24 protein-coding genes and 3 pseudogenes are annotated in these 20,966 nt (G+C 53.5%); 14 read left to right on the forward strand and 13 right to left on the reverse strand.

The window, feature by feature from the left end; translation table 11 throughout:
• Positions 1-203 precede the first annotated feature (203 nt).
• The 5 genes from IEY11_RS03860 to IEY11_RS03880 form a co-directional block, all read right to left on the reverse strand.
• Positions 204-476 (reverse strand): hypothetical protein, encoded by a 273-nt coding sequence (locus IEY11_RS03860; RefSeq protein WP_118480771.1) that lies wholly within the window; start codon positions 474-476, stop codon positions 204-206.
• Between the two features lie 107 nt (positions 477-583).
• Positions 584-1,507, reverse strand: coding sequence for a thioredoxin-disulfide reductase (gene trxB / locus IEY11_RS03865; protein WP_118730233.1), 924 nt, complete (start codon positions 1,505-1,507; stop codon positions 584-586).
• A gap of 10 nt (positions 1,508-1,517) precedes the next feature.
• Positions 1,518-1,838, reverse strand: coding sequence for a thioredoxin (gene trxA, locus IEY11_RS03870; protein ID WP_188885839.1), 321 nt, complete (start codon positions 1,836-1,838; stop codon positions 1,518-1,520).
• Positions 1,839-1,849: 11 nt separating this feature from the next.
• Positions 1,850-2,266, reverse strand: coding sequence for an RrF2 family transcriptional regulator (locus tag IEY11_RS03875; protein WP_118480765.1), 417 nt, complete (start codon positions 2,264-2,266; stop codon positions 1,850-1,852).
• A 2-nt stretch (positions 2,267-2,268) separates the two neighbouring features.
• Entirely contained in the window at positions 2,269-2,688 is a 420-nt protein-coding gene (locus tag IEY11_RS03880; RefSeq protein WP_188885840.1) for a rhodanese-like domain-containing protein, read from the reverse strand.
• A gap of 98 nt (positions 2,689-2,786) precedes the next feature.
• On the opposite strand from IEY11_RS03880, the gene IEY11_RS14820 reads away from it, so the two are divergent.
• Both IEY11_RS14820 and IEY11_RS14825 read left to right on the forward strand, forming a co-directional pair.
• Positions 2,787-3,074 (forward strand): ATP-binding cassette domain-containing protein, encoded by a 288-nt coding sequence (locus tag IEY11_RS14820; protein WP_243183946.1) that lies wholly within the window; start codon positions 2,787-2,789, stop codon positions 3,072-3,074.
• Positions 3,075-3,112: 38 nt separating this feature from the next.
• Complete coding sequence (locus IEY11_RS14825) at positions 3,113-3,244, forward strand: P-loop NTPase family protein (RefSeq protein ID WP_243022757.1); 132 nt, start codon at positions 3,113-3,115, stop codon at positions 3,242-3,244.
• A gap of 15 nt (positions 3,245-3,259) precedes the next feature.
• Here the strand turns inward: IEY11_RS14825 and IEY11_RS03890 are convergent.
• Positions 3,260-4,235: pseudogene (locus IEY11_RS03890) on the reverse strand (sensor histidine kinase).
• Positions 4,232-4,630 (reverse strand): annotated as a pseudogene (locus tag IEY11_RS03895) (winged helix-turn-helix domain-containing protein); the annotation flags it as partial. The pseudogenes IEY11_RS03895 and IEY11_RS03890, both read right to left, overlap by 4 nt.
• A 181-nt stretch (positions 4,631-4,811) precedes the next feature.
• Between IEY11_RS03895 and IEY11_RS03900 the strand changes: the two are divergent.
• The 9 genes from IEY11_RS03900 (at position 4,812) to IEY11_RS14645 (ending at position 11,470) form a co-directional block, all read left to right on the forward strand.
• On the forward strand, positions 4,812-4,958 hold the full coding sequence (locus IEY11_RS03900; RefSeq protein WP_188885841.1) for a CD1871A family CXXC motif-containing protein: 147 nt from the start codon (positions 4,812-4,814) through the stop codon (positions 4,956-4,958).
• Positions 4,959-4,983: 25 nt separating this feature from the next.
• Positions 4,984-5,859 carry a 4Fe-4S binding protein gene (locus IEY11_RS03905; protein ID WP_188885944.1) on the forward strand — a complete coding sequence of 292 codons (876 nt, stop codon included), beginning with the start codon at positions 4,984-4,986 and terminating at the stop codon, positions 5,857-5,859.
• Positions 5,856-6,815 carry a TlpA disulfide reductase family protein gene (locus IEY11_RS03910; RefSeq protein ID WP_118730229.1) on the forward strand — a complete coding sequence of 320 codons (960 nt, stop codon included), beginning with the start codon at positions 5,856-5,858 and terminating at the stop codon, positions 6,813-6,815. Before IEY11_RS03905 ends, IEY11_RS03910 begins: the two co-directional genes overlap by 4 nt.
• 250 nt (positions 6,816-7,065) lie before the next feature.
• Positions 7,066-8,031, forward strand: coding sequence for a peptide-methionine (R)-S-oxide reductase MsrB (gene msrB, locus IEY11_RS03915; protein WP_407926641.1), 966 nt, complete (start codon positions 7,066-7,068; stop codon positions 8,029-8,031).
• A gap of 138 nt (positions 8,032-8,169) precedes the next feature.
• Positions 8,170-8,817, forward strand: coding sequence for a YcxB family protein (locus IEY11_RS03920; protein ID WP_118730227.1), 648 nt, complete (start codon positions 8,170-8,172; stop codon positions 8,815-8,817).
• Between the two features lie 622 nt (positions 8,818-9,439).
• Positions 9,440-9,856: a hypothetical protein gene (locus tag IEY11_RS03925; protein ID WP_147359202.1), complete on the forward strand. Its 417-nt coding sequence runs from the start codon at positions 9,440-9,442 to the stop codon at positions 9,854-9,856.
• A 436-nt stretch (positions 9,857-10,292) separates the two neighbouring features.
• The gene (locus tag IEY11_RS14635) at positions 10,293-10,811 is read left to right on the forward strand and encodes a transposase (RefSeq protein WP_243183956.1); all 519 of its coding nucleotides are present in this window, start codon (positions 10,293-10,295) and stop codon (positions 10,809-10,811) included.
• Positions 10,747-11,166 (forward strand): transposase, encoded by a 420-nt coding sequence (locus tag IEY11_RS14640; RefSeq protein ID WP_199677316.1) that lies wholly within the window; start codon positions 10,747-10,749, stop codon positions 11,164-11,166. The genes IEY11_RS14635 and IEY11_RS14640 overlap by 65 nt, the downstream gene beginning before the upstream one ends.
• The gene (locus IEY11_RS14645) at positions 11,066-11,470 is read left to right on the forward strand and encodes a transposase (RefSeq protein WP_118361403.1); all 405 of its coding nucleotides are present in this window, start codon (positions 11,066-11,068) and stop codon (positions 11,468-11,470) included. The genes IEY11_RS14640 and IEY11_RS14645 overlap by 101 nt, the downstream gene beginning before the upstream one ends.
• A gap of 518 nt (positions 11,471-11,988) precedes the next feature.
• Here the strand turns inward: IEY11_RS14645 and IEY11_RS03935 are convergent.
• The 6 genes from IEY11_RS03935 to IEY11_RS03960 all read right to left on the reverse strand — a co-directional run bounded on the left by IEY11_RS03935 (position 11,989) and on the right by IEY11_RS03960 (position 16,568).
• Positions 11,989-12,618 (reverse strand): RAD23 family protein, encoded by a 630-nt coding sequence (locus tag IEY11_RS03935; RefSeq protein ID WP_188885843.1) that lies wholly within the window; start codon positions 12,616-12,618, stop codon positions 11,989-11,991.
• Positions 12,615-13,466, reverse strand: coding sequence for a metal ABC transporter permease (locus IEY11_RS03940; protein ID WP_188885844.1), 852 nt, complete (start codon positions 13,464-13,466; stop codon positions 12,615-12,617). The genes IEY11_RS03935 and IEY11_RS03940 overlap by 4 nt, the downstream gene beginning before the upstream one ends.
• Positions 13,463-14,176, reverse strand: a complete 714-nt coding sequence (locus tag IEY11_RS03945; RefSeq protein ID WP_188885845.1) for a metal ABC transporter ATP-binding protein — start codon at positions 14,174-14,176, stop codon at positions 13,463-13,465. The genes IEY11_RS03940 and IEY11_RS03945 overlap by 4 nt, the downstream gene beginning before the upstream one ends.
• 12 nt (positions 14,177-14,188) lie before the next feature.
• Positions 14,189-15,727: a metal ABC transporter solute-binding protein, Zn/Mn family gene (locus IEY11_RS03950; RefSeq protein WP_188885846.1), complete on the reverse strand. Its 1,539-nt coding sequence runs from the start codon at positions 15,725-15,727 to the stop codon at positions 14,189-14,191.
• Between the two features lie 126 nt (positions 15,728-15,853).
• Positions 15,854-16,150: a hypothetical protein gene (locus IEY11_RS03955; protein ID WP_118761881.1), complete on the reverse strand. Its 297-nt coding sequence runs from the start codon at positions 16,148-16,150 to the stop codon at positions 15,854-15,856.
• A 22-nt stretch (positions 16,151-16,172) separates the two neighbouring features.
• Positions 16,173-16,568: a Fur family transcriptional regulator gene (locus IEY11_RS03960; RefSeq protein ID WP_118761880.1), complete on the reverse strand. Its 396-nt coding sequence runs from the start codon at positions 16,566-16,568 to the stop codon at positions 16,173-16,175.
• A 313-nt stretch (positions 16,569-16,881) separates the two neighbouring features.
• Between IEY11_RS03960 and IEY11_RS03965 the strand changes: the two are divergent.
• From IEY11_RS03965 to IEY11_RS03975, 3 genes and pseudogenes are all read left to right on the forward strand, one after another.
• Positions 16,882-17,124, forward strand: a pseudogene (locus IEY11_RS03965) (tyrosine-type recombinase/integrase); the annotation flags it as partial.
• Between the two features lie 599 nt (positions 17,125-17,723).
• Positions 17,724-18,929: an FprA family A-type flavoprotein gene (locus IEY11_RS03970; RefSeq protein WP_118361448.1), complete on the forward strand. Its 1,206-nt coding sequence runs from the start codon at positions 17,724-17,726 to the stop codon at positions 18,927-18,929.
• 588 nt (positions 18,930-19,517) lie between these two features.
• Positions 19,518-20,798: a glycosyltransferase family 2 protein gene (locus tag IEY11_RS03975; RefSeq protein WP_188885847.1), complete on the forward strand. Its 1,281-nt coding sequence runs from the start codon at positions 19,518-19,520 to the stop codon at positions 20,796-20,798.
• Positions 20,799-20,966: the final 168 nt, after the last annotated feature.

The raw sequence follows: 20,966 nt of genomic DNA on the forward strand, positions 1-20,966 counted from the left end.
TGAATAAGGCGTAAAGCTATGAAAAAGGAGTGCCCCTTGGGGCACTCCTTTGCTCTGTTGGAACAGTGCGAAGCTGTCATTTTAAGTCTGCTTCTTTATCATAAAGCATTGGCATTCAGTTTTTCAAATTCCACATAGGCTACGGCAAAGGCACAGACCTGCCGTGTGCAGCCGGGGATGGTATCCTTGAGATAGAAATGTGGTTATTTCTCTCGAAAGAGCGAAACAGAGTTTAATAGAATAGATATCCCTACACATACCCACAGAGCCTTGCTCATGGTTGGCATAATATCCATCAAGCCTCCCCAATCTTCATTTAGCACACGCATCGCTCCGTCTGAATAAAACGAACATACGGTCAATGCAGTGAACGATAGGGCTGCGAATCTAAACCATTTTTCATTCTTGTTTTTAAAAGAGTAAATCAGATTGAATCCTGTAAAAATGATCGCAGAAATTCCGAAAAACAGCCACATATATATGATCTCCTTAATCTAACATGCCCTGCGCTCTTTTGAGGCAAGGCTCGCAATCGTATCGCTTACGGACAGGAACTGCCGTTGAGAGGATCGTTTGCAGCCCTTTACCGATTCTCCGCCAGATATTCCTCCGCATAGTGGACGGCCACTGCGCCGTCCGATACGGCGGTGACCACCTGCCGCAGCGCCTTGGTGCGCACGTCGCCCACGGCAAACACGCCGGGAAGATTCGTGCGGGTGGATTCGTCTGCCACGATATAGCCGGACTTGTCCAGCGCCAGCTCATTTCGGAACAGCTCCGTGGCCGGGGCACGTCCCACGCTGATGAACACGCCGTCACAGGCAAGCTCCTGCTCCGCGCCGGTGTTGACGTCTTTTAGCCGAAGCCCCGTCAGGCGGCTTTCGTGCAGCAGTGCGGAAACGGTGCTGTTCCAGCGGAATTCCACGTTGGGCGCGTTCATCAGCGGCTCATGATAGACCTTCGTCGCCCGCAGGCTGTCGCGGCGGTGGATGAGATAGACCTTCTTTGCAATACGGGACAGGGCGAGAGCGTCCGCCGCGGCGGAGTTGCCGCCGCCCACCACCGCCACGGTCTTGCCCCGATAGGGCGCGCCGTCGCAGGCGGCACAGTAGTGGACGCCCTTGCCGATGAGCGTATCCTCGCCGGGAACGCCCAGGGGACGGGGCGACGCGCCGGTGGCGATGACCACCGTGCGGCCCTGAAAGACGCCCTCGCTGGTTTCCAGCGTCTTGATCTTCCCGGAAAGGCTTACTTTGTACACCTCCGCCAGCTCCGTCACCGCGCCGAAGCGCTCTGCGCTCTGCTGCATTTTTTCGCCCAGCGTAAAGCCGTCGATGCCGTCCTCGAAGCCGGGATAGTTGTCGATCTGCTCCGTCAGCGCCATCTGCCCGCCGGCGGAGAGCTTTTCCAGCACCAGCGTGGAAAGTCCGGCACGGGCGGCATACAGGGCGGCGGTGTAACCGGCGGGGCCGCCGCCGATGACGATCATATCATAGATCTGCTTCATAATCGTGTCCTCACTGCGCCAGCGTTTCCTTGATAAACGCTTCAATGGCCGCCTTGGAGGCGGGGGCGACAATGGAGCCGAGCACCTTGCCGTCCTTAAAGAGCAGCAGCGTGGGGATGGTGTCGATGCCGAAGCGCTCGATGAGCTGCGGCTCCTCGTCGTAGTTGATCTTGCCCGCCGTCAGGGTATCGGCGTACTGCTCGCCCACCTTGTCAAAGGCCGGGGCAATGCGGCGGCAGTAGGGGCACCACTGTGCCCAGAAGTCCACCAGCACGGGCTTGTCCGCGCGGAGAACATCGTTTTCAAAGCTGTTGGTCGTAATGGTAAGCATCGTATATCCTCCTATTTCTGTGTAAAAAGCTGTGTTTCAATATCTGTGATCGTAATGTGCGAGAGATAGGCGGCGCATTCCTCGTTCATGTTCCGATACAGCGTGTCCATGACGCCCGCCATGCCGGAGCAGATGGCGCAGTCCCGGTCGATGTCGCCGCTGTGCCACGCACAGTCCACAAAGCGGGTATTTACCGCCTCCGCCACTTGCCGCAGAGTCAGGCTCGCAGGATCGGCCGTCAGGCGGTAGCCGCCGTCCAAGCCCTCCCGGGTCTCCACCATTCCTGCCTTTTTCAGCCCCGCCAGCACCCGGCGGACGCGGGTGGGGTTGGTGCAGATGTTCTCCGCCAGCGCTTCGCTGCTGAGAGAGCGTCCGCTGTGGCTCAGGCAGACCAGCGCGTGGACTGCCAGATTAAAGGAGCTGTTCACAATTATCCCTCCTTCACAAGCTCGTAGGGCCAGTCGATGACGCCGCCGAAGTCGTAGACGCTCTGATACCCAAGCGCCAGCAGCTTTTGGGCGGCATCCTTGCTGCGGCGGCCGCTGCGGCAGTAGATCAGCAGCGTTGCCTCCTTATCGGGCAGCGCCTCGGGCATTTCGCTCCCGATGCTCTCGTTGGGGACAAGGACGGCGTTTTCAATATGTCCGCCGTCGTATTCCTCCCGGGTGCGAACGTCCACCACCACGACCTCCTGCGAGGTCATCATCTTATAGGCTTCCTCGGCGCTGATTTTATGATACGCCGCCTTCTCTGCCACGTCCTCCGTATCCTTTTTTGTTTTGGACAGCGCGCAGCCAGCCAGCAGTGCCAGCGAGGCGGCAAGTGCCGCAAAAAGTAATATCTGACGCATAGATTCACCTCCGAAATAACTGTGTCTGTTTTGATAACAGTTTATACTGTAACTATATCAGACACAGTTTGAGCTGTCAAGAGTTACTCTCAAAAAAAATGACAAAACATATCCTGATAGACGGGAAAAAAGCAAGATCGGCAGTCCGGTGCAGGGAAATCTATTACTGCGGCAACGACATGTCAACGCAGTTTTTTACGGCAAGCGTGGCGGAGGAGCTGCTGCTGAATACCGGATTGACGGAAGAAAACAAAGACCGTACCAGACATTTGCTGAAAGAATTTGGGCTTTACGAGTACAGGGATGCGCATCCGTCCGCCCTGTCCGGCGGACAGAAGCAGCGCCTTGCCATCGCCTGCGCCATTTTTCCGGCCGCAGGATATTGATCCTTGATGAGCCCACCAGCGGCCTTGATGGGCAGAATATGCGCCTGATCGCGGAAAGGCTGAAAAGCGAAGCGCGGAACGGCAGAACCATTCTTGTGATCACCCACGACAGGAAACTGATCGAAAGTTGCCGCGATAATGTTGTGGAGGTTGAAAAACGATCGCCATGAATCAGCCGAGGACTGTTATGTGATATCCGCGCCGGAGGGATCGCTTTCTGTCCCTGCCGGCAGTTCGACCGCGATGGTCGTGCCCTTGTCCGAGCTTTCCTCCACCCAAACGGAGCCGCCGTGGAGATCGGCGATCTCCCACACCAGAGAAAGCCCCAGTCCCGCGCCGCCGTACTCGCGGCTGCGGGATTTGTCTACCCGGAAGAAGGGATGAAAAATGCTCTGCTGATACTCCTCCGGAATGCCGCAGCCGGTGTCGGAAACGCGAATGATGCACTTTTCCTGCCCATGCTCAAGCTCGACCTGCACCGAGCCGCCGGGGCGGTTGTATTTGACGGCGTTCTCCGTCAGGTTGAAGAGTAGATGGTAGATCAGCGCGTCGTTGCCGGTCAGGGAGCTGTCGCCCTCCGCTTCCAGCGTGATGCTTCGCTTCTCCGCCAGCGGCGCGAGATCTGTGAAGATCTCCTCGACCATGGAGCGAGCTGGATCCGCTCATTCCGCGCCACCTGCCGCAGATTGCTCATCTCCAGCAGCGTCCTGGTCATCTGCGTCAGCCGCTCTGTCTGCTCGCGCAGGAGGGTGAGAAACTCCGCCGTCTCCGGTCGCACATCGGGATGCTCCGCGGAAAACAGCTCCAACTGTGCCTGCATTAGTGCCAGTGGCGTGCGCAGCTTGTGGGCGGCGTTGCCGATGAACTGCCGCTGAGCAGCGTTACCGCCGCCGTGATGTACCAGTTGGTGGTGCGGAAGCGCCCCTGCACCCCATCGACGACGATGGTCAACTCCTCGTTGGGCGCTATGAGCTGCGGGTCAAAGCTCGCCGCTCCGCCATCATTCAGGATCACCGTGCTGCCGCCTTGTAAGCTGTCCGCAATGGTGTCCATATAGTACACACCGGAGGAGCACAGCAGTAAATTCATGGCCACGCAGGTGATGCCGATGGGCAGGACGGTCATCAGCGTGATGCGCCACTGCAAAGAAAGACGCTTCATTCCTCCTCGCCTCCCATCAGATAGCCCTCGCCGATGCGGTTGCGGATGGGGTCATAGCCCAGCATGGCGCGGAGCTTTTTGCGCAGGGCGGAGATGTGGACGCGAATGGAATTGCTGAAGCTGTCCACGCTATTGTCCCAAACGTGATCCATCAGCGCCTCCTGACTTACTGGACTTCCTTGATGCACCATCAGGTATCCCAGGATTCCCGTTTCCTTGCGAGTCAGCGTCAGCGTCTGCCCGTTGACGGCGGCGGTACGGGAGCGGGTGTCAAAGGTCAGGCCTCCGCAGCTTAGCAGCACATCCTGCTGGGTGAACTGCCGCAATGTCAGGCTGCGGATGCGGGCCTCCAGCTCCGCCAAGTGGAAGAGCTTTGCCCGATAGTCGTTCGCCCCGGGCGCGTTCATCTTCAATTACTAAAAGGTGCATGAGAGCCCTCCTTTATATTTCTTCGTTTTTGTGTTGCTTTCCTTATAGAAAAAACAGATAAGAGTTGCGTTAAGTTTTCGTTCTTAACAGAGACTTTAACTCTCCCGCGCTATAATGGGGGTAGAAAATCGGAAAGGGTGATGAAAAATGAGCTGCGGGAAAAAGGCCGCGGCGCAGATCGTGCTGCTGATAACCGGAATTACCATGCTGTGCTTCGGTGTCTGGCGGGGCGAGGCGGCGACGGTGCTGAGCAAAGCAATCCAATTATGTCTGGAGTGTGTGGGCATTGGGTAAAAAGTTTTCAGGCGTTTCACAGACCATGTCCCGCTTCCGGGGCTGGATTCAGGCGGGGGCGACGCTGCTGACCAACCTGCATCTGCCGAATTTCCTCAAGGGCAGACTGTATCAGGGGGCAGGGAAGACCGTCTGCGTGCCGGGGCTGAACTGCTACTCCTGTCCGGCGGCGTCCGGGGCCTGCCCCATTGGGGCGTTTCAGGCGGTGGTGGGCTCGTCCAAGTTCAGCTTCTCCTACTATATCACAGGCTTTCTCATTCTGCTGGGCGTGCTGCTGGGGCGCTTTATCTGCGGCTTTCTATGCCCCTTCGGCTGGTTTCAGGAGCTGCTGCATAAAATTCCGACAAAGAAGCTCTCCACAAAGAGGCTGAAGCCGCTGACATACCTGAAATACGCTGTCCTGCTGGTGATGGTCATTCTCCTGCCGGCGTTCCTTGTGAACGATGTTGGCATGGGAGACCCGTTCTTCTGCAAATACCTCTGCCCCCAAGGCGTGCTGGAGGGAGCCATCCCGCTGTCCCTTGCCAATTCCGGCATCCGGGCGGCGCTGGGCAAGCTGTTTACATGGAAATTCAGCATCCTGCTGTCGGTGATTGCGCTGAGTGTACTGTTCTACCGACCGTTCTGCAAGTGGCTCTGCCCGCTGGGCGCGTTCTACGCGCTGTTCAACCGGGTGTCCCTCTTCCAGATGAAAGTGGATAAGAATAAGTGCGTCTCCTGCGGGAAATGCGCCAGAGCCTGCAAGATGGATGTGGATGTGACGAAAACGCCCAACCATACCGAGTGCATCCGCTGCGGGATGTGCATCCGCGCCTGCCCGACGAACGCCGTGAGCTTCCACTACGGCTTCGGCAATGGGAAAGAAACAACAAAGAAAATAACGATGGAGGAATCAAAATGAACAGAAAGAGAATTTTTACACGGGCTTTTGCCGTGCTGATGTTGCTGGCCTTGGCGGCCTGCGGTACGAAGAACAATGACAAGATGGGCGACATGAGCGGTAACGGCTCCGCCATGACTGGCGAAGCGAAAAATGCCGAGGAAGCGCTCGCCATGCACAAGGAACTCATGGCACAGGAGAACGCGCTCCTGTCGGAAAAAACCGAGCTCTGGGAGAAGGTGTTCATGGCGGCCGATAAGGGCATGACCATGCAGGAGGACGGCAAAAACTATGGCGACTTCCTGCTCAAGACCATCGAGGACGCCAAGGAAGAGTTCAGCGACGAGGAGTTTGCATGGCTGAAGGAGTCAGCCACGGAGATCAGCAATATTGAAAACAAGCTGACCGAGTTGGAAGAGAAGTATCCCGATATCATGCAGAAATCCATGGACGGCGATATGAGCATGCCCGCGGGCAGCGACACGAGCAACCCTCCCGACGACGGCAGTATGCAGAAATTCCCCGTCTTTGATGGCAAGGACCTGGATGGCAACACGGTGAAGAGCGACGAGCTGTTCTCCGCCAACGCCGTCACCGTGGTGAATTTCTGGTTCACCACCTGCAATCCCTGCGTGGGTGAGCTTGGCGAGCTGGACGCGCTGAACAAGGAACTGGCGAAGAAGGGCGGCGCGCTCATCGGCGTCAACACCTTCACGCTGGACGGCGACGAGAAGGCCATTGCCGAGGCGAAGGAGGTGCTTGCCAAGAAAGGCGCCACCTATCAGAATGTGTATTTTGACTCCGACGGTGAGGCGGGAAAGTTTACCACCAACATCTTTGCCTATCCCACAACCTATGTGGTCGACCGCAGCGGCAACATCGTGGGTGAACCCATCGTAGGCGCCATCACGGAAAAGAAGCAGGCGGAGACGCTGCAAAAACTCATCGACCAGGCTCTTGCCGCCGATATGGGCTGACCTGAGATTTAAAAAAGTGCCTGCTGCGCGCCATTGCATTGCCCTCGGCGGGCAAGGGGCGGAGTGAGCCCGGATTCCCCTGAAAGGAGGAAACGCGATGTATCGAAGTGTATTAGCCCTGCTTTTCGCCGCGGTACTGCTGCTGAGCGGCTGCGCCGCCGGGCGGCAGACTGTGCCGAAGGAAAAGAGCGGACAGGAAGCAAACATGGACGGCCCGGCTTTTGACCGGTCTGACGAGGAGATCACCTATATGGATACCACAGACAATGTCATCTATCTGGCGGGCGGCTGCTTCTGGGGCATGGAACAGCTGATGCAGTCCATCCCCGGCGTTATCGACGCCGAGAGCGGCTACGCCAACGGCACCTGCGAGGCGGACGCCGATTACAAGACCGTCTGCAAGGGAGAGACCGGCTTTCGGGAGACCGTGCGGGTGGAATACGACCCCGAGCAGGTGAGCCTCGACGCGCTGCTGATGGCGTACTTCTATGTCATCGACCCCACGGTACAAAACCGGCAGGGAAACGACCGGGGCAGCCAGTACCAGACCGGCGTTTACTTCACCAATGAAAGCGCGAGAGAAACGGTGAAGCGCATCGCGGAGATCGAGCGCGGCCGCAGCGAGAAATTCTTCGTGGAGATCGGCCCGCTCAAGAACTACTATCCCGCCGAGGAATACCATCAGAACTACCTCGAAAAGAATCCGGACGGCTACTGCCACATCCCGCGCGAGGAGATGGAGCTTTTTTCCCGGCTGCGCATCGACCCGGGCGACTATCAGAAGCCTGCGGCGGAGTCCATCCGGGACAAGCTGACGGCGGAGCAGTACCGTGTTACGCAGGAGAGCGGCACGGAGCGTGCCTTCACGGGCGAGTTCTGGGACAAGTTTGAAAAGGGTATCTATGTGGATGTCGTCACCGGCGAGCCGCTCTTTTCCTCCACGGATAAGTACGAAAGCGGCTGCGGCTGGCCGGCTTTCACAAAGCCCATTGAGGGCCCTGCCGTGGTGGAACTGGAGGACCTGAGCCACGGCATGCGCCGCACAGAGGTCAGAAGCCGTGCCGGAGACTCCCACCTCGGCCACGTGTTCACCGGCGATCCGGAGTCCCCCAATGGCGTGCGCTACTGCATCAACAGTGCGGCTCTGCGCTTCGTCCCCTATGAAAAAATGGAGGCCGAGGGCTACGGATATCTGCTGCATCTGTTTGAAAAATAGGATGCAAGCGGTCGGCAATTCTTATGCAAAGTACCATCAGCACATCACAGCATATCGGACTGCCGCCGGGCAGTCCGATATGCTGTGAATGGATTTTCCGGCACTCTCAATGAGCCGATTTCGAAACGGAGAAGCACCATGTATCTTTTTCAAATAAGCAACTGCGATGACCCTGCTGTGGACAGAGAAACCGTAGAGCTGCTGCACCAGTGTTTGGAAGCTGAAAGCCGGCGGCGCTGCCCTGCTATGTGGAATGCGATAGACCGCATCAGAACTCACGCCGCGAAAGGCCCGGCGCGCGAAAAGCGGACGGTGCGCTACCGCATTTATGGCGTGTTCCTGCTGGCTCTGGGCCTTTTGACACTGATTCTTGGTTTGATGCCGCCAAAAACCACCGCGGGAATCATTGTGGGCGGAGCCGTGATCATTGCAGGTTTGCTGGAGTTTGCCCTTGCTCGCGGAAGAACGCCGCCGCGCATACCGGCATCCTGCAAAAAGGAGGCGTGGAAAGCGCTGAAGCTGCGGCGGGCCGTTGATTGGGAAAAGTTCAAAACCACTATCCGCTTCGAGGATGCCGGTGTAACGATCTGCGCAGAGGAGAAGGAAGAACATCTCTCTTATACACGGATAAAGAGCGTCTTTGAATCATTGCATTTGTGGCTTGTGGTCTGCGACGATGAACGCGTGCTGCTGCTTCAGAAAAAGGACCTGAGGTCTGGGAACGCAGACAGCTTCCTCTCTGACATCATTTCAAAAATGAACACAGGAGCAGATGCATCCGGCTGAACATGGCAGCTATGTGATGTCACCAGCCCGTTTGTCCCAGTGGGACTTCAACTATGGTCCAGCTATCGGCGGAAGTACACAAATGAGCAATTTCCGGAAGGATGATCGGAGGCAGATGAACAAGCGAGGGATAGCTTTTATAGTGGTAGATATCAGGGCTGTTGTCAGCAAAATGTAGGAACAAGAGGCCAATCGGTAGGCAACGAACATGGGGGTTGAAGCAGCATTCTATACCCGCCTAAGAAATAACCGGCAGGCATTCGACCACTGAGAACACACCATCTGATACATCCCTCTGTTCAGAGCTTCTGAACAGCCATCCATGTTGAAAGCGGAGAGACTGCGATACAGCAATCTCTCCGCTTTTCTGTCGTGATCTTCTGCTTTGAGCGCAGAGGCCGAACCTGCACGATAATGAAAAACATGGCTCCAAGCCGGAACAGGCGGTTCTTATGAGGTATCCTCACATCCGCGGCACTGTCGTCGCTGTCGAATGGCAGCCCTCCTTCATTCACCTATGGCCGGGCATCGGATGCCCTGACTTTTTGCGTCCTTTTGAGGATACCCCGCCCCGTCCATCATCGTTACCCTCAAATACTCTTATGCCCGCAGCGGTGTCGCTGTGGGATTTTTTGCGCCCTGTGCGCAACCCCGCTGCCGCGGCCCGCCCTCCGTTTCCGAGATTTGCAGCCAACCAAATTTCAGAATACGGAGGAAGCATACGGATGCAATCAAAGATGTACTGATTCCGCCGGATGTGATCCCACAGCGTCAGTGCTTTACCTACGCCAATGAAGCAGATGTGCTGAATGTTGCACTGTTCGGCATCACGGCAAAGGAATGGCGCCAGACACACCCGGATTCCAAAGGAAATATTCGGGATGAAGCAAGCCTGCAACAATTGATCGTTCTTGCTAATCTTGAAAGCATCAATGCGGAGTTGATTCGCCAAGGAATCCCCCAGAGTGAGAGACTGCTCCGGTTGAACGCCAGCGCAAAGCAGATGATGCAGTCCCCTTGTAGGAGATCATCGCATTGACGAATTTAGATCATATGGTGAACTGCTGAATAAGAAAAGCAAATAAGCCCTAAGTATATATTAAAACTAAGGCAACACCGCACAATTAAAGCGGCGGTGCTTTGCGGAAATTTTGTGCCCTGACTTTGTTGCAGTTTCACGGTAATACATCAAGTATTACCGCAAAACTGAGCCTCGTCAGTACGCAAAATTTACTCGCAAATCACTCTTGTTCAATTATGCGGTATTGCCCTAAGTTTATCATCCGCAACATACATAGAAATCTCTACTCTGTAACACATTGGGAGGCCTCATTATGGAGTTTGACCGTGAAGTATTTGGGTGGCCTTTTTCTGGTAAAATGGTTCGAAAAATGGAATAATAAGTACGAGTGATAAACGTGCTAACGAAAAATATTGAAAACAGAAATCAAGTTGAGTTTGTAAGTTTGGAACAGATGGTTCCTCAGGACCATCTGCTGCGTCAGATCGATGCAGCGATCGACTTTAATAAGGTGTATGAATTTGTTGAGGATTTGTGCTGCAAAGACAATGGACGTCCCAGCATTGATCCTGTTGTTCTGTTCAAAATTGTGCTGATTCAACATATCTACGGCATTCGTTCTCTGCACCGAACACTGGAAGAGATTGGGATGAATATGGCGCATCGGTGGTTTATTGGATATCCGCTGAACGAGCAGGTTCCGCATTTTTCAACGGTGAGCTATAACTTCAAACACCGTTTTAATACCGCATCGGTAGAGTGTATTTTTCGCTGGGTATTAAAGGCAGCTGCGGACGAGGGATATTTGGACAGAGAAGCGCACGGAAAGAAGCCCTTCGACGAAAACAACAACGGGAATGATTCTGGCAGTGGAGATAACTCCGGTGAATCGGAAATGGTAGAAAAGACTGTTTCGACTACAGACCCGGAATGCGGCGTATTCGGGCGAACACAAGAAAGTCTTTGCCTATGAAGCGTATACCGCTTGTGACAAGCACAACTTTATTTTAGGTGTACATGTTACGCCAGGAAATATTCACGACAGCGTAGCATTTGATTCTCTGTATGATGATATTTGCCAGCACTACCCCGAACACAAAATCGTTGCAGCCGACAGCGCCTACAAAACCCCTTGGATCTGCAAAAGAATCTTTGAAAGTGGCAGAGTTCTGACTTCATTCTACCACAAACCGCGATGGCTACCGCGAATACAAAAGCCGTTCTTATCTGTGTGCAGACTGCCCAACAAAAGCGATGTGTACACAAAATGCCAAGTGCGAAAAAAACGTTACAAGGCATATCTGGCAGCACTTTGTGGAGATGGCTGAGGATGTACGACACACACCTTCGTACAGGGATATCTACAAGCTAAGACAACAAAAAATTGAGCGTGTGTTTGCCGATGCAAAAGAAAAGCACGGTATGCGCTATACGCAGTACAGAGGCTTGGCTCAGGTTACCAACTGGGTGAAGCTTAAATTTGCTGCCATGAATTTGAAAAAACTGGCCGCTTGGAAATGGAAACGCAAAAATCCTTCTCATAGGAAGAGGTGGAGAAGGATTTTGGCGGCCGATTATTTTTCTTGGCTGCTATTTTTCCCTTTTCAAACGAAAAAGCCTGCCTTGGCGTGATTGCTAAGACAGACTTTTTCTACAGGCTGAGCGGCACTCAGCTGGGTGCCGCCTGTTTTTGTACATCTAAGGGTCGAAAATCACCAATTTTCGTCTCTGTAAAGCAAGGGCAGTGAAAAAGGTGAAATAGTTATCGCTTTTGTGCAGTTCCTTTGTGAAACAGTGAATTGCTGCGGGGTGAACACCATTCGCTGGGGCGTGTGTATATTTGCGGTCGTGCAAAAAATCCCACAAAACCGCAAAGTCGATAGGTGGGTATTTCGATGCAGAGTATGTTCGACACTGTGGAAACTGAAAATCAGCTTGTATTCGCAGAAAAGTTGCATTTTAGGGCGATAACCGCCGGGTGATTGTAAAGCGCTATTCAATACCACCCGGCTCGCTCGATGCAGGAAGCCACGCATCGGATATATTCTGTGCTGACGGGCATAATATAGCAAAACAGACAGCTTTCGTCAACCGTTGCGCAGAAATGCGGCTTCGGTGGAAAGCTGCTATTTTTTGCAAGATACGATTTCTTACTTGGTTATCTCTGCATCGACCAGATGGCAGTCCATATATCCGTTTTCTTCGTAGGTCTGGAATGTGCCAACGACCGTGATTTCTGTTCCCAGTTCGGGATAGTCGGCAGGATAGCTATGCTCGCCCGCGAGGACGAATTCCAGCCCCTGCGAGCAGCAGGCAGTCGCGTCCATGATGATGCAGACCGTGTACACCGCGCCGGTGTTCGGATTCCCATAGGCCGCAAACTGCCCATTCATTTGGATGCGCTTTCCGACATACCGATCCGGCTCGTACATCATGTTATAGATCTCGGAGTAGACCATCGTGCTGCTGAGCGTAGTCAGATCGACATCCGGTTCGCCGGAGGCCTGTGCCGGTTCATAGTCCGGAAGCGCTTCGGCGGGCTGCGTCTGCTCCGGTTCCGGAACGGATTTTTTCGGTGCAGTTTTATCCGAAGCAGGCTGCTGCTCCGGAATTGCAGTCGGCGGAGCGGTTGTTTCGCCTGTGGCATTCGCCATCTGCTCCTGAACGACCTGCTGGGTCGCGCTGCCCTGCTTCGATTTGGACTGGATCTTCTGATCGCCGCAGGCGCAGAGGGAAACCAGATAAAGCGCGACGGCGAGAATAAACAAAGCCTGTTTCATGTGCGGATACCTCCCAATCGGGATATTCCTGAGAAAATCAGAAATGCAAAAATATCCACAGCCACAATGGTCGAGCCGACCGGCGTTCCAGCTAGGATGGAGATCAGAATGCCCAGTGCGGCGCAGCAGACGGAAAGGACGGCCGCACAGATCGTCACCGCACGGAAGTTTTTGTAGACCCGCATGGCAGACAGCGCCGGGAAAATAACAAGGGCGGATATGAGCAGTGAGCCGACAAGGTTCATTGCCAACACGATCACAACGGCGACCGTTATGGCAATCAGTAAGTTATACAAATCGGCCTTTGTCCCCACAGCCTTTGCAAAGTTTTCATCAAAGGTCACAGCGAAAATTTTGTTGTAGCAAAGAACAAATACCGCCACGACCGCCACCGACAGCACCGCGCACAGCCAGACCTCGCTTTTCGTCAGCATCAGAATAGAGGTCGAGCCGAATAGCGTACTGCACACATCGCCGGACAAGTTAGAGGATGTGGAGAACAAATTCATCAGCAGATAGCCGATAGCAAGTGCCCCCACCGAGATCATGGCGATGGCGGCGTCGCCCTTGATCTTCGTGTTCTGCCCGGTACGCAGAAGCAGCACGGCGCTGATGATTGTAATGACCATGACCAGCGGCATTTCGTTGGTGATTTGTAGCACAGCGGCAACCGCCATGGCTCCGAACGCCACATGAGAAAGTCCGTCACCGATGAAGGAAAACCGTTTCAGCACCAGCGTTACGCCCAGCAGAGAGGAACAGAGCGCAATCAGCACGCCGACCACCAGCGCATAGCGGACAAAGGGGTACGCCCAATAGAGGGTCAGTTTTTCCAAGATTGCAGTCATTGTTCATCACCGCCTTTCTCTGCGGCAAATAGCCGCCCTTGCGGGCTTTGGAGATACTCTGCCTTTGTTCCGAAGAAAACGGTGTTGCCAATATGCAGAATATGGCTGGCGTATTTGACTGCGGCGGCAATATCGTGAGAAATCATAATAATGGTGATACCGTCCCGATGGTGCAGTTCGTCGATCAGACGATACATTTCCGCTGTCACTTTGGGATCAAGCCCGGAAACAGGCTCGTCCAAGAGCAGCATTTTTTGTGTGGCGCACAGCGCACGGGCAAGCAATACCCGCTGTTGCTGCCCGCCGGACAACTCTCGATAACATCGCTTTGAGAGCTTATCAATCTGCATTTTCCGAATGTTTTCTTCAGCAAGCTGTTTTTCTTCTTTGTTATAAAAGGGGCGGCTGCCGCAGCGCCCCTGACACCCGGAGAGAACGATCTCTCTCACGGATGCAGGGAAATCCTTTTGTACGACGGTCTGCTGCGGCAGGTAGCCGATCCCATTTTTCCTTAGCCCGTCGCCTGTCAAAATTCTGCCGCTGATGGGCGGCTGCAAGCCAAGGATCGTTTTCATAAGTGTACTCTTACCAGAGCCGTTTTCCCCTACGATGCAGAGGTAGTCGCCTGCAAAGACCTCAAAGCTGAGATCTTGCAGAACGGACTTCCCATCATAGCCGACGCGGAGATTTTGACAAGTGAGCTGAGCCATAAACCTACCTCCTTAACCCAATGCTTCTTTCAGCACGGACAGGTTCTTCTCCATCACGGAGAGGTAGGTCGTACCGTTTGCCACATCTTTAGAAGCGGTGGACTGCATGGAATCCATGGTCAGCACCTTTTGATTTTTCTCAGCGGTGTTCTGGACAATGGTTTCGGAAATTTTATGCTGTGCGCCCTCAATGGTCAGAACGCAGGGCAGTTTCGATTCATCCACCTTCTTAGCAAGGAACGAAACGGTCTCAAAGCTGGCTTCCGTTTCGGCGGAGCAGCCCACAAAAGCGGCATAGTAGCTCAGACCGTAATCGTCCACCAGATAGCGGAACGGGAAACGGTCGCCGAACAGAACGGTCTTATAGGTCGCAGCGTCCACGGCAGCCTGATATTCGCCGTCCAGCGCAGAGAGCTTTTCGATATAGGCAGCGGCGTTGGTAGCGTAGGTGTCCTTATTGTCGGGGTCCAGCTCCTGCAAGGACTTGGAAATGGCATTTACAAGAACCTCCGCGTTTTTCAGAGAAAGCCAAACGTGCTCGTCCTTTTCTTCCTCATGCTCGTGGTCTTCGTCCTCGTCGTGGTCATGCCCTTCCATGTGTTCGCAGATCTCTTCGCCGGTCATGTCAGCCGGGAAGAAGGTGGGCCAGGAGTTTTCGGGATCGACAATCGCGTCGAAGCTCTCGTTGCTCATCCGGATGTGGAAGTGTTCGGCGGCGGCCGGTTCGATCATGTGGTCATTGAACTCAATGTAGACCGGCGCGCCGGAATCCTTGTCCTCCGCCTCAAAGCGATACATGGCCGCCTTCGTGCCGGTAGACCAGTTCTGAATGTAATAGCCGACATACTTGTAGTTAGAGCCGACCTTCTTGCTATCTTCGTAGGTGAACTCGATGTGGTCACCCTCAATATCGATGTTGGTAATGTCCGTTTTGTAGCCGTTCTGATAGTAGGTCTTGTATTCTTCGGCGGTCATTTCGCCTTTCTCTGCCATCGCTGCAAACGCATCATCCAGCGTTCCGTCCAGCACAAAGGGATAGGCAGACTGCCAGTCGCCCGCCCAATCAGACAGGCTTCTGTCCTGAACCTCGTCATCTTCAAAGGTGGAGACTTCCTTGCTGTGGTCATGGTCGTGATCGTGCTCTGTTTCCTGCATACCCTCGACCACTTCTTCGGTCTTGACGCTGTCGCCAAGGACATCCAGCAGGTTGATGACCTTCATGTTCTTGTTGGTGGCATTTTTCAGAGCATCGTCCACCCAGTCGTCGGACTCGCCGCCCACATAGATGAACAGGTCGCAGTTGGAGATTTTGACAATGTCATCGGCAGTGGGCTGATAGCTGTGCAGGTCAACGCCGTTATCAAGCAGCATCGTGACTTCGGCGTTATCGGCTTTGTCACCTAAAATCTCACGCACCCAGTCATATTCGGGGAAAATGGTGGTGACAATGCTCAGTTTGTCGGTTTTGTTGGTATCGTTCTGCTTTCCGCAGCCGGCAAGAGCGCCGACGAGCATCAAAAGCGCAAGCAGCAGCGCAGTTATTTTTTTCATAGGGTTTGTTACCTCCAAATCATGATAAGAACTTAAAAATGGGCGCAAAAATACAAGGGTAACAGCAACGCCGCAAAAGTCTATCCGAAAACAGATAGACTACACCCTTGTAAAAAGTTCTTATTTTTAATTTGAAAGTTTGACCTTGAGAGAAACCAGCGTAAAGGTGCGGGCAACCTCTGTACAGGAGGGAATGATCCGGCACAGAATATATAGAATCGCCGTTACAGTAGCTGCGGCGGAGCCAGCAAGCCCAATGCTTTTGAGCAGGTTTTCGCAGACGTTGATCTGATGGCAGATGGCGCAGTCCACGCCAGTACAGTCATGGTCGGATTCCACTGCGATATAGGCAAGAGAGGACAGCATAACAAAGGCCAGCACTACGGCCAGCAAGCCCGTCATAAAACGAAATTTCTTTGTCATGGTCTGTCCTCCTTTCCAATCGTTATTTTCCCTTGCAGTCCGAACAAGTTCCATAGAGGATCGTGTCAGTCGTGTCCAATATAAACTGTTCGCTCTGCGCCAAAAGCTTTGCGAGCAAAGCTGCGTTACCATCTGCCATGTGAAAGGTCTTGCCGCATTTGATACAGCTCATGTGCAGCGCACCTTTGCAGCCTTCGGCATCAAGGTATTGATAGTAGACCTCGCGCGTGCCGCTCTTGCTGCTCCGACGCACTTTTTCCTCTGTCTCTAACTGTGCAAGGTTTCGATATACGGCGCTCAGGCTGATGTTTTTATCTGCCAAAGCGTCCGCAATTTGCCGTGCGGACAACAGCTCGTCCGGGTGCTGGCTCAAATAGGCAAGCAGAACCTTTCGCTGCCGCGTGCTGTAGCTATGCAAGTCACCGCACCTCCAATTTGCAGTTCATTCGCAAATATTATAATCCAAGAAAGCAAGAAAGTCAATATGCGAGTTGTTCGCAAATTGCAAGTTTTCAATGAACGCAGCTACCGCGAAAATCAAAACTACTTTTACTGTTGCCCAATATGTTTGACTGCATATTTTAGGACTACAATTTCTGGATGTTGGAGTTGCCACTTGTCCAGATCCAGGAGACGCTCGGCAAGGCAGGGGTTACCCTTTCCCATTCGAGCAAATTCGATATGATTGTAGAATATTTTGTCGAACGAGGAAGCATAGAATAAAGCCAAGGTTTGGTGAGCATCAGCCGAACAATCCCAAGCTGGTGTATACGATGGACTTCAAGGTGACTCCGCATATGCTGCGGCACACCTACATCACCAGTCTGATTTACAAAGGTGGTGATCCTAAGACGGTGCAGTATCTGGCAGGCCATGAGAACAGCAAAGCGACTATGGACATCTATGCGAAAGTCAAGTATAATAAACCTGAGGAATTGAGCAGCGTTGTGAATGCAGCATTCGGGCTGCGTTAAACTACACCAAAAATTTCTCGATTTCGTGGGTTTACCTATGGGTTTACTGAGAGAGGAAAGCCCGAAAACCCGCATGAATACTGGACTTTTCGGATCAAGGTCAGGTGAGTACGGTCTCAAAGCCGCTCGTCGCGCACCGCAGTTCTCCAAGCGCTAATCAATATTTGTGCTTTCAAAGTGCAGAAAACGCAAGTTTTCTGCACTTTTTCTTTGTTTTTAGACAAAACAATATATATGCAGAATTGCAATGCAAAACATGAGAAACATGTGCTTTTCTCATCAATAAAACCGTGCTGCAATAGAAGTAGACCAAAAAACGAAACGGAGAATGCACATGGCAAAGACAAAACGCTCGATCGATATACTGCACGGACCGCTGAACGGCAAACTCCCGGCGAGATTGTCGGCCGGCTGATCAGCCTGTTGTTCATGGTGCTCGGTACCTGCCCGCTGCTGCAATCGATCGAAACCTGTATCCCGTCAAAAACCGGCTGTTTCATCGGTCGTTTTTTTGTATGCCGAGACTAACCCTACCACTGGACGAATGCACAAAAATATGCTACAATTCAATATAGATATTTACACGGAGGTGTCGTGCGATGCACAGTACCAGAAAGGTCAAGGATGATCTCATTTATGTTGGCGGCAGCGACCGCCGCCTGAGCCGCTTTGAAAATTTGTTCCCGATTCCCAAGGGGGTATCCTATAACAGCTATGTGCTGCTGGATGAGAAAACCGTGCTGTTTGACACGGCGGACGAGTCCATTAGCCGTCAGTATATCGAAAACGTCGTTCACGCGCTGAACGGCCGTCCGCTGGACTACATGGTCGTTCAGCACATGGAGCCGGATCACTGTGCGATGATCGACGATATGCTGCGCCGCTATCCGGAGGCGAAGATGGTATGCAGCGCCAAGGCGGTCGGCATGTTCGCCCAGTTCTACGGAACGGACGTTGCCGCGCGTGCGCTGGTCGTCAAGGAAGGCGACAAGCTGTCCACGGGCGAGCATACGCTGCACTTTGTTATGGCGCCGATGGTGCACTGGCCGGAGGTCATGGTCACCTACGACGAGAAGGACAAGATCCTGTTCTCTGCTGATGCATTCGGCACATTCGGCGCACTGGCGGGCAACATTTTCGATGACGAGATCACGTTCGACACCACATGGATGAACGATGCCCGCCGTTACTACACCAACATTGTCGGCAAGTACGGCGTACAGGTGCAGACGCTGCTTAAGAAAGCGGCATCGCTCGATATTGAGATGATCTGCCCGCTGCATGGTCCGATCTGGCACAAGGATCTCGGCCTGCTGCTGGAGAAGTACCAGAAGTGGAGCACCTACGAGCCGGAGGACAAGACGGTCATGATCGCCTACGCGACCATGTACGGCAACACCGAGAACGCCGCAAACGTGCTCGCAGGCATGCTGGCCGACAAGGGCGTGAAGAATATCGCGATGTACGATGTATCTGAGACCGACGTTTCCGAGCTGGTGGCAGAGAGCTTCCGCTGCAGCCATCTGGTGCTCGCTGCGCCGACCTACAACAGCGGCATCCAGCCCAAGATGGAAGCATATCTGTCCGACATCAAGGCGCTTAACCTGCAGAACCGCACGGTTGCCGTCATCGACAACGGCACCTGGGCCGCTACTGCGGGCAAGCAGATGATCGGCATGCTCGAGGGCATGAAGAACATGACCATCCTCGAGAACCCGATCTCCATCAAGTCTGCACTGGCAGAGAACCAGCTCGGCGCACTCGAAGCGCTGGCTGACGAGCTGGCAAAGCAGGTAAACGGTTAAGGCAATACCGCATAATTGAACAAGAGCGATTTGCGAGCAAATTTTGTGTACTAACGAGGCGCGGTTTTGCAGTAATACTTAATGTATTACTGTGAAATCGCAACAAAGTCAGTACACAAAATTTCCGCAAAGCGCCGCAGCTTTAATTGTGCGGTGTTGCCTTAATAATCAAATACCGGCGGCTGTCGCAATGCGGCAGCCGTTTTGCTGTATATGCAGGGGAGAGCGGCGAGGAAAAATGCCCTCCCTTCCTTTATAAAATGTATACGAAATTGATGATGTTATAGAGAAAACCCGGATTTGTCCAAGCAAACAGCAGGGAAAAGTGAAAGAGCGTCAGCGGTGCGGGACGAATGCATCTCCCGGTTTACTGTTTTCCACGGAAAGACAGGGCAAAGTGGCATGAAAAAAACGCATGAAAGCACAAAAATTTTGTGCGAACAGTGAAAAATTAAAAATTTTGTGAAATCCGGTTAAAAATGTGTTGCATAATGCGTTAATAGTGCTATTATAGTACAAGGGTTGAAACAACCGCCACAATATCTAAAGTATAGAGAAATACATCAGGAGAAGAAACGAGGAATTTTTATGCTTCGGTTTTTGGAGAGCATGCAGTGGGTGCTGTTCATTTTCTTTACTGCGGCGTATGCGTACCAGATCTTTTACCTTCTGGTTGGCTTGTGGGGCAAGCAGCGCGGCGGCGTAGAAAATGCAGAGCTGCACCGTTACGCGGCGATCATTTCAGCACGCAATGAGTCCGCCGTTATCGGCAGACTGATCCGCACCTTGAAGGAGCAGGATTATCCGTCAGAGCTGCTCGATGTCATTGTTGTTGCAGATAACTGCACGGACAATACCGCTGAGGTAGCACGCAGCGCCGGTGCGATCGTGTACGAGCGATTTAATAAGGTGCAGGTCGGCAAGGGCTACGCGCTGGATTATCTGTTCAAGCATATTTTTGAGGAGCAGGGTGAGGATGCGTACGACGCGTTTTTCGTATTCGATGCGGACAACATCGTAGATCCGCAGTTCGTCCGTGAGATGAACAAGATGTACGATACCGGCGAGTATTCCGCACTGACCAGCTACCGCAATTCGCAGAACTTCTGCGCGAACTGGATCTCCGCAGGCTATGCACTGTGGTTCCTGCGTGAGTCGCGCTTCCTGAACCGCCCGAGAACCCGTCTGGGCGTCAACTGTGCGGTTTCCGGCACTGGTTTTCTGATTTCGGCTGATGTGCTCCGTGAGGAAGGCGGATGGAATTATCATCTGCTGACTGAGGATATCGAGTTCTCCATCGCCAGTGCGGTCCGCGGCCGTAAGATCGGCTACTGCGGCAATGCCATCATCTACGATGAGCAGCCGGAGCGTTTCCGCCAGTCGTGGGACCAGCGTCTGCGCTGGAGCAAGGGCTTCTATCAGGTGGACGCAAAGTATACCGGCGCACTGCTGCGCGGCTGTACGCGCGGCGGCAAGGCGGGCATGTCCTGCTATGATATGCTGATGACGGTTGCACCGTGCAACCTTGTTACCATCGGCTCGCTGCTGCTGGCCGTACTCCTGTGCGTGACCAGCTTCGCACAGCCGGCATACATTACATACCGCGTTATGCGCATGCTCGGCCGTATTCTGATGCTGACCGTGCGCGGCATTACGTTCAGCCTGTTTGCCTTCGGCGCGGTGACGATGATCGCCGAGTGGAAGCGCATCGCAGGTCCGGCGTGGAAAAAGGTGCTGTATACCTTTACCTTCCCGTTCTTCATGCTCACCTATGTTCCGATCTCGATCGCCGCTCTGGTCGGCAAGGTCGAGTGGAAGCCGATCCAGCATGGCATCGCCAAGGTGCAGGAGGAGCGCGAGAGCGCGTAATTGAATCAAAACAGCCGCAGGGTGTCTGCGGCTGTTTTTTTACCATTTGCAGATGTGTAATCGCAGGGGAGGCCGGTGGTCTCCCTTGCGGGATAAATTGTGCGGACCGATGACAAGCGGTGCGCCAAGGTCGGCGCACCCTGCGGGATAGCATTTAGCAATAGATAG

The organism is Butyricicoccus faecihominis (genome assembly GCF_014648015.1).
In the GTDB taxonomy this organism is placed as follows: Bacteria; Bacillota; Clostridia; order Oscillospirales; family Butyricicoccaceae; genus Agathobaculum; species Agathobaculum butyriciproducens.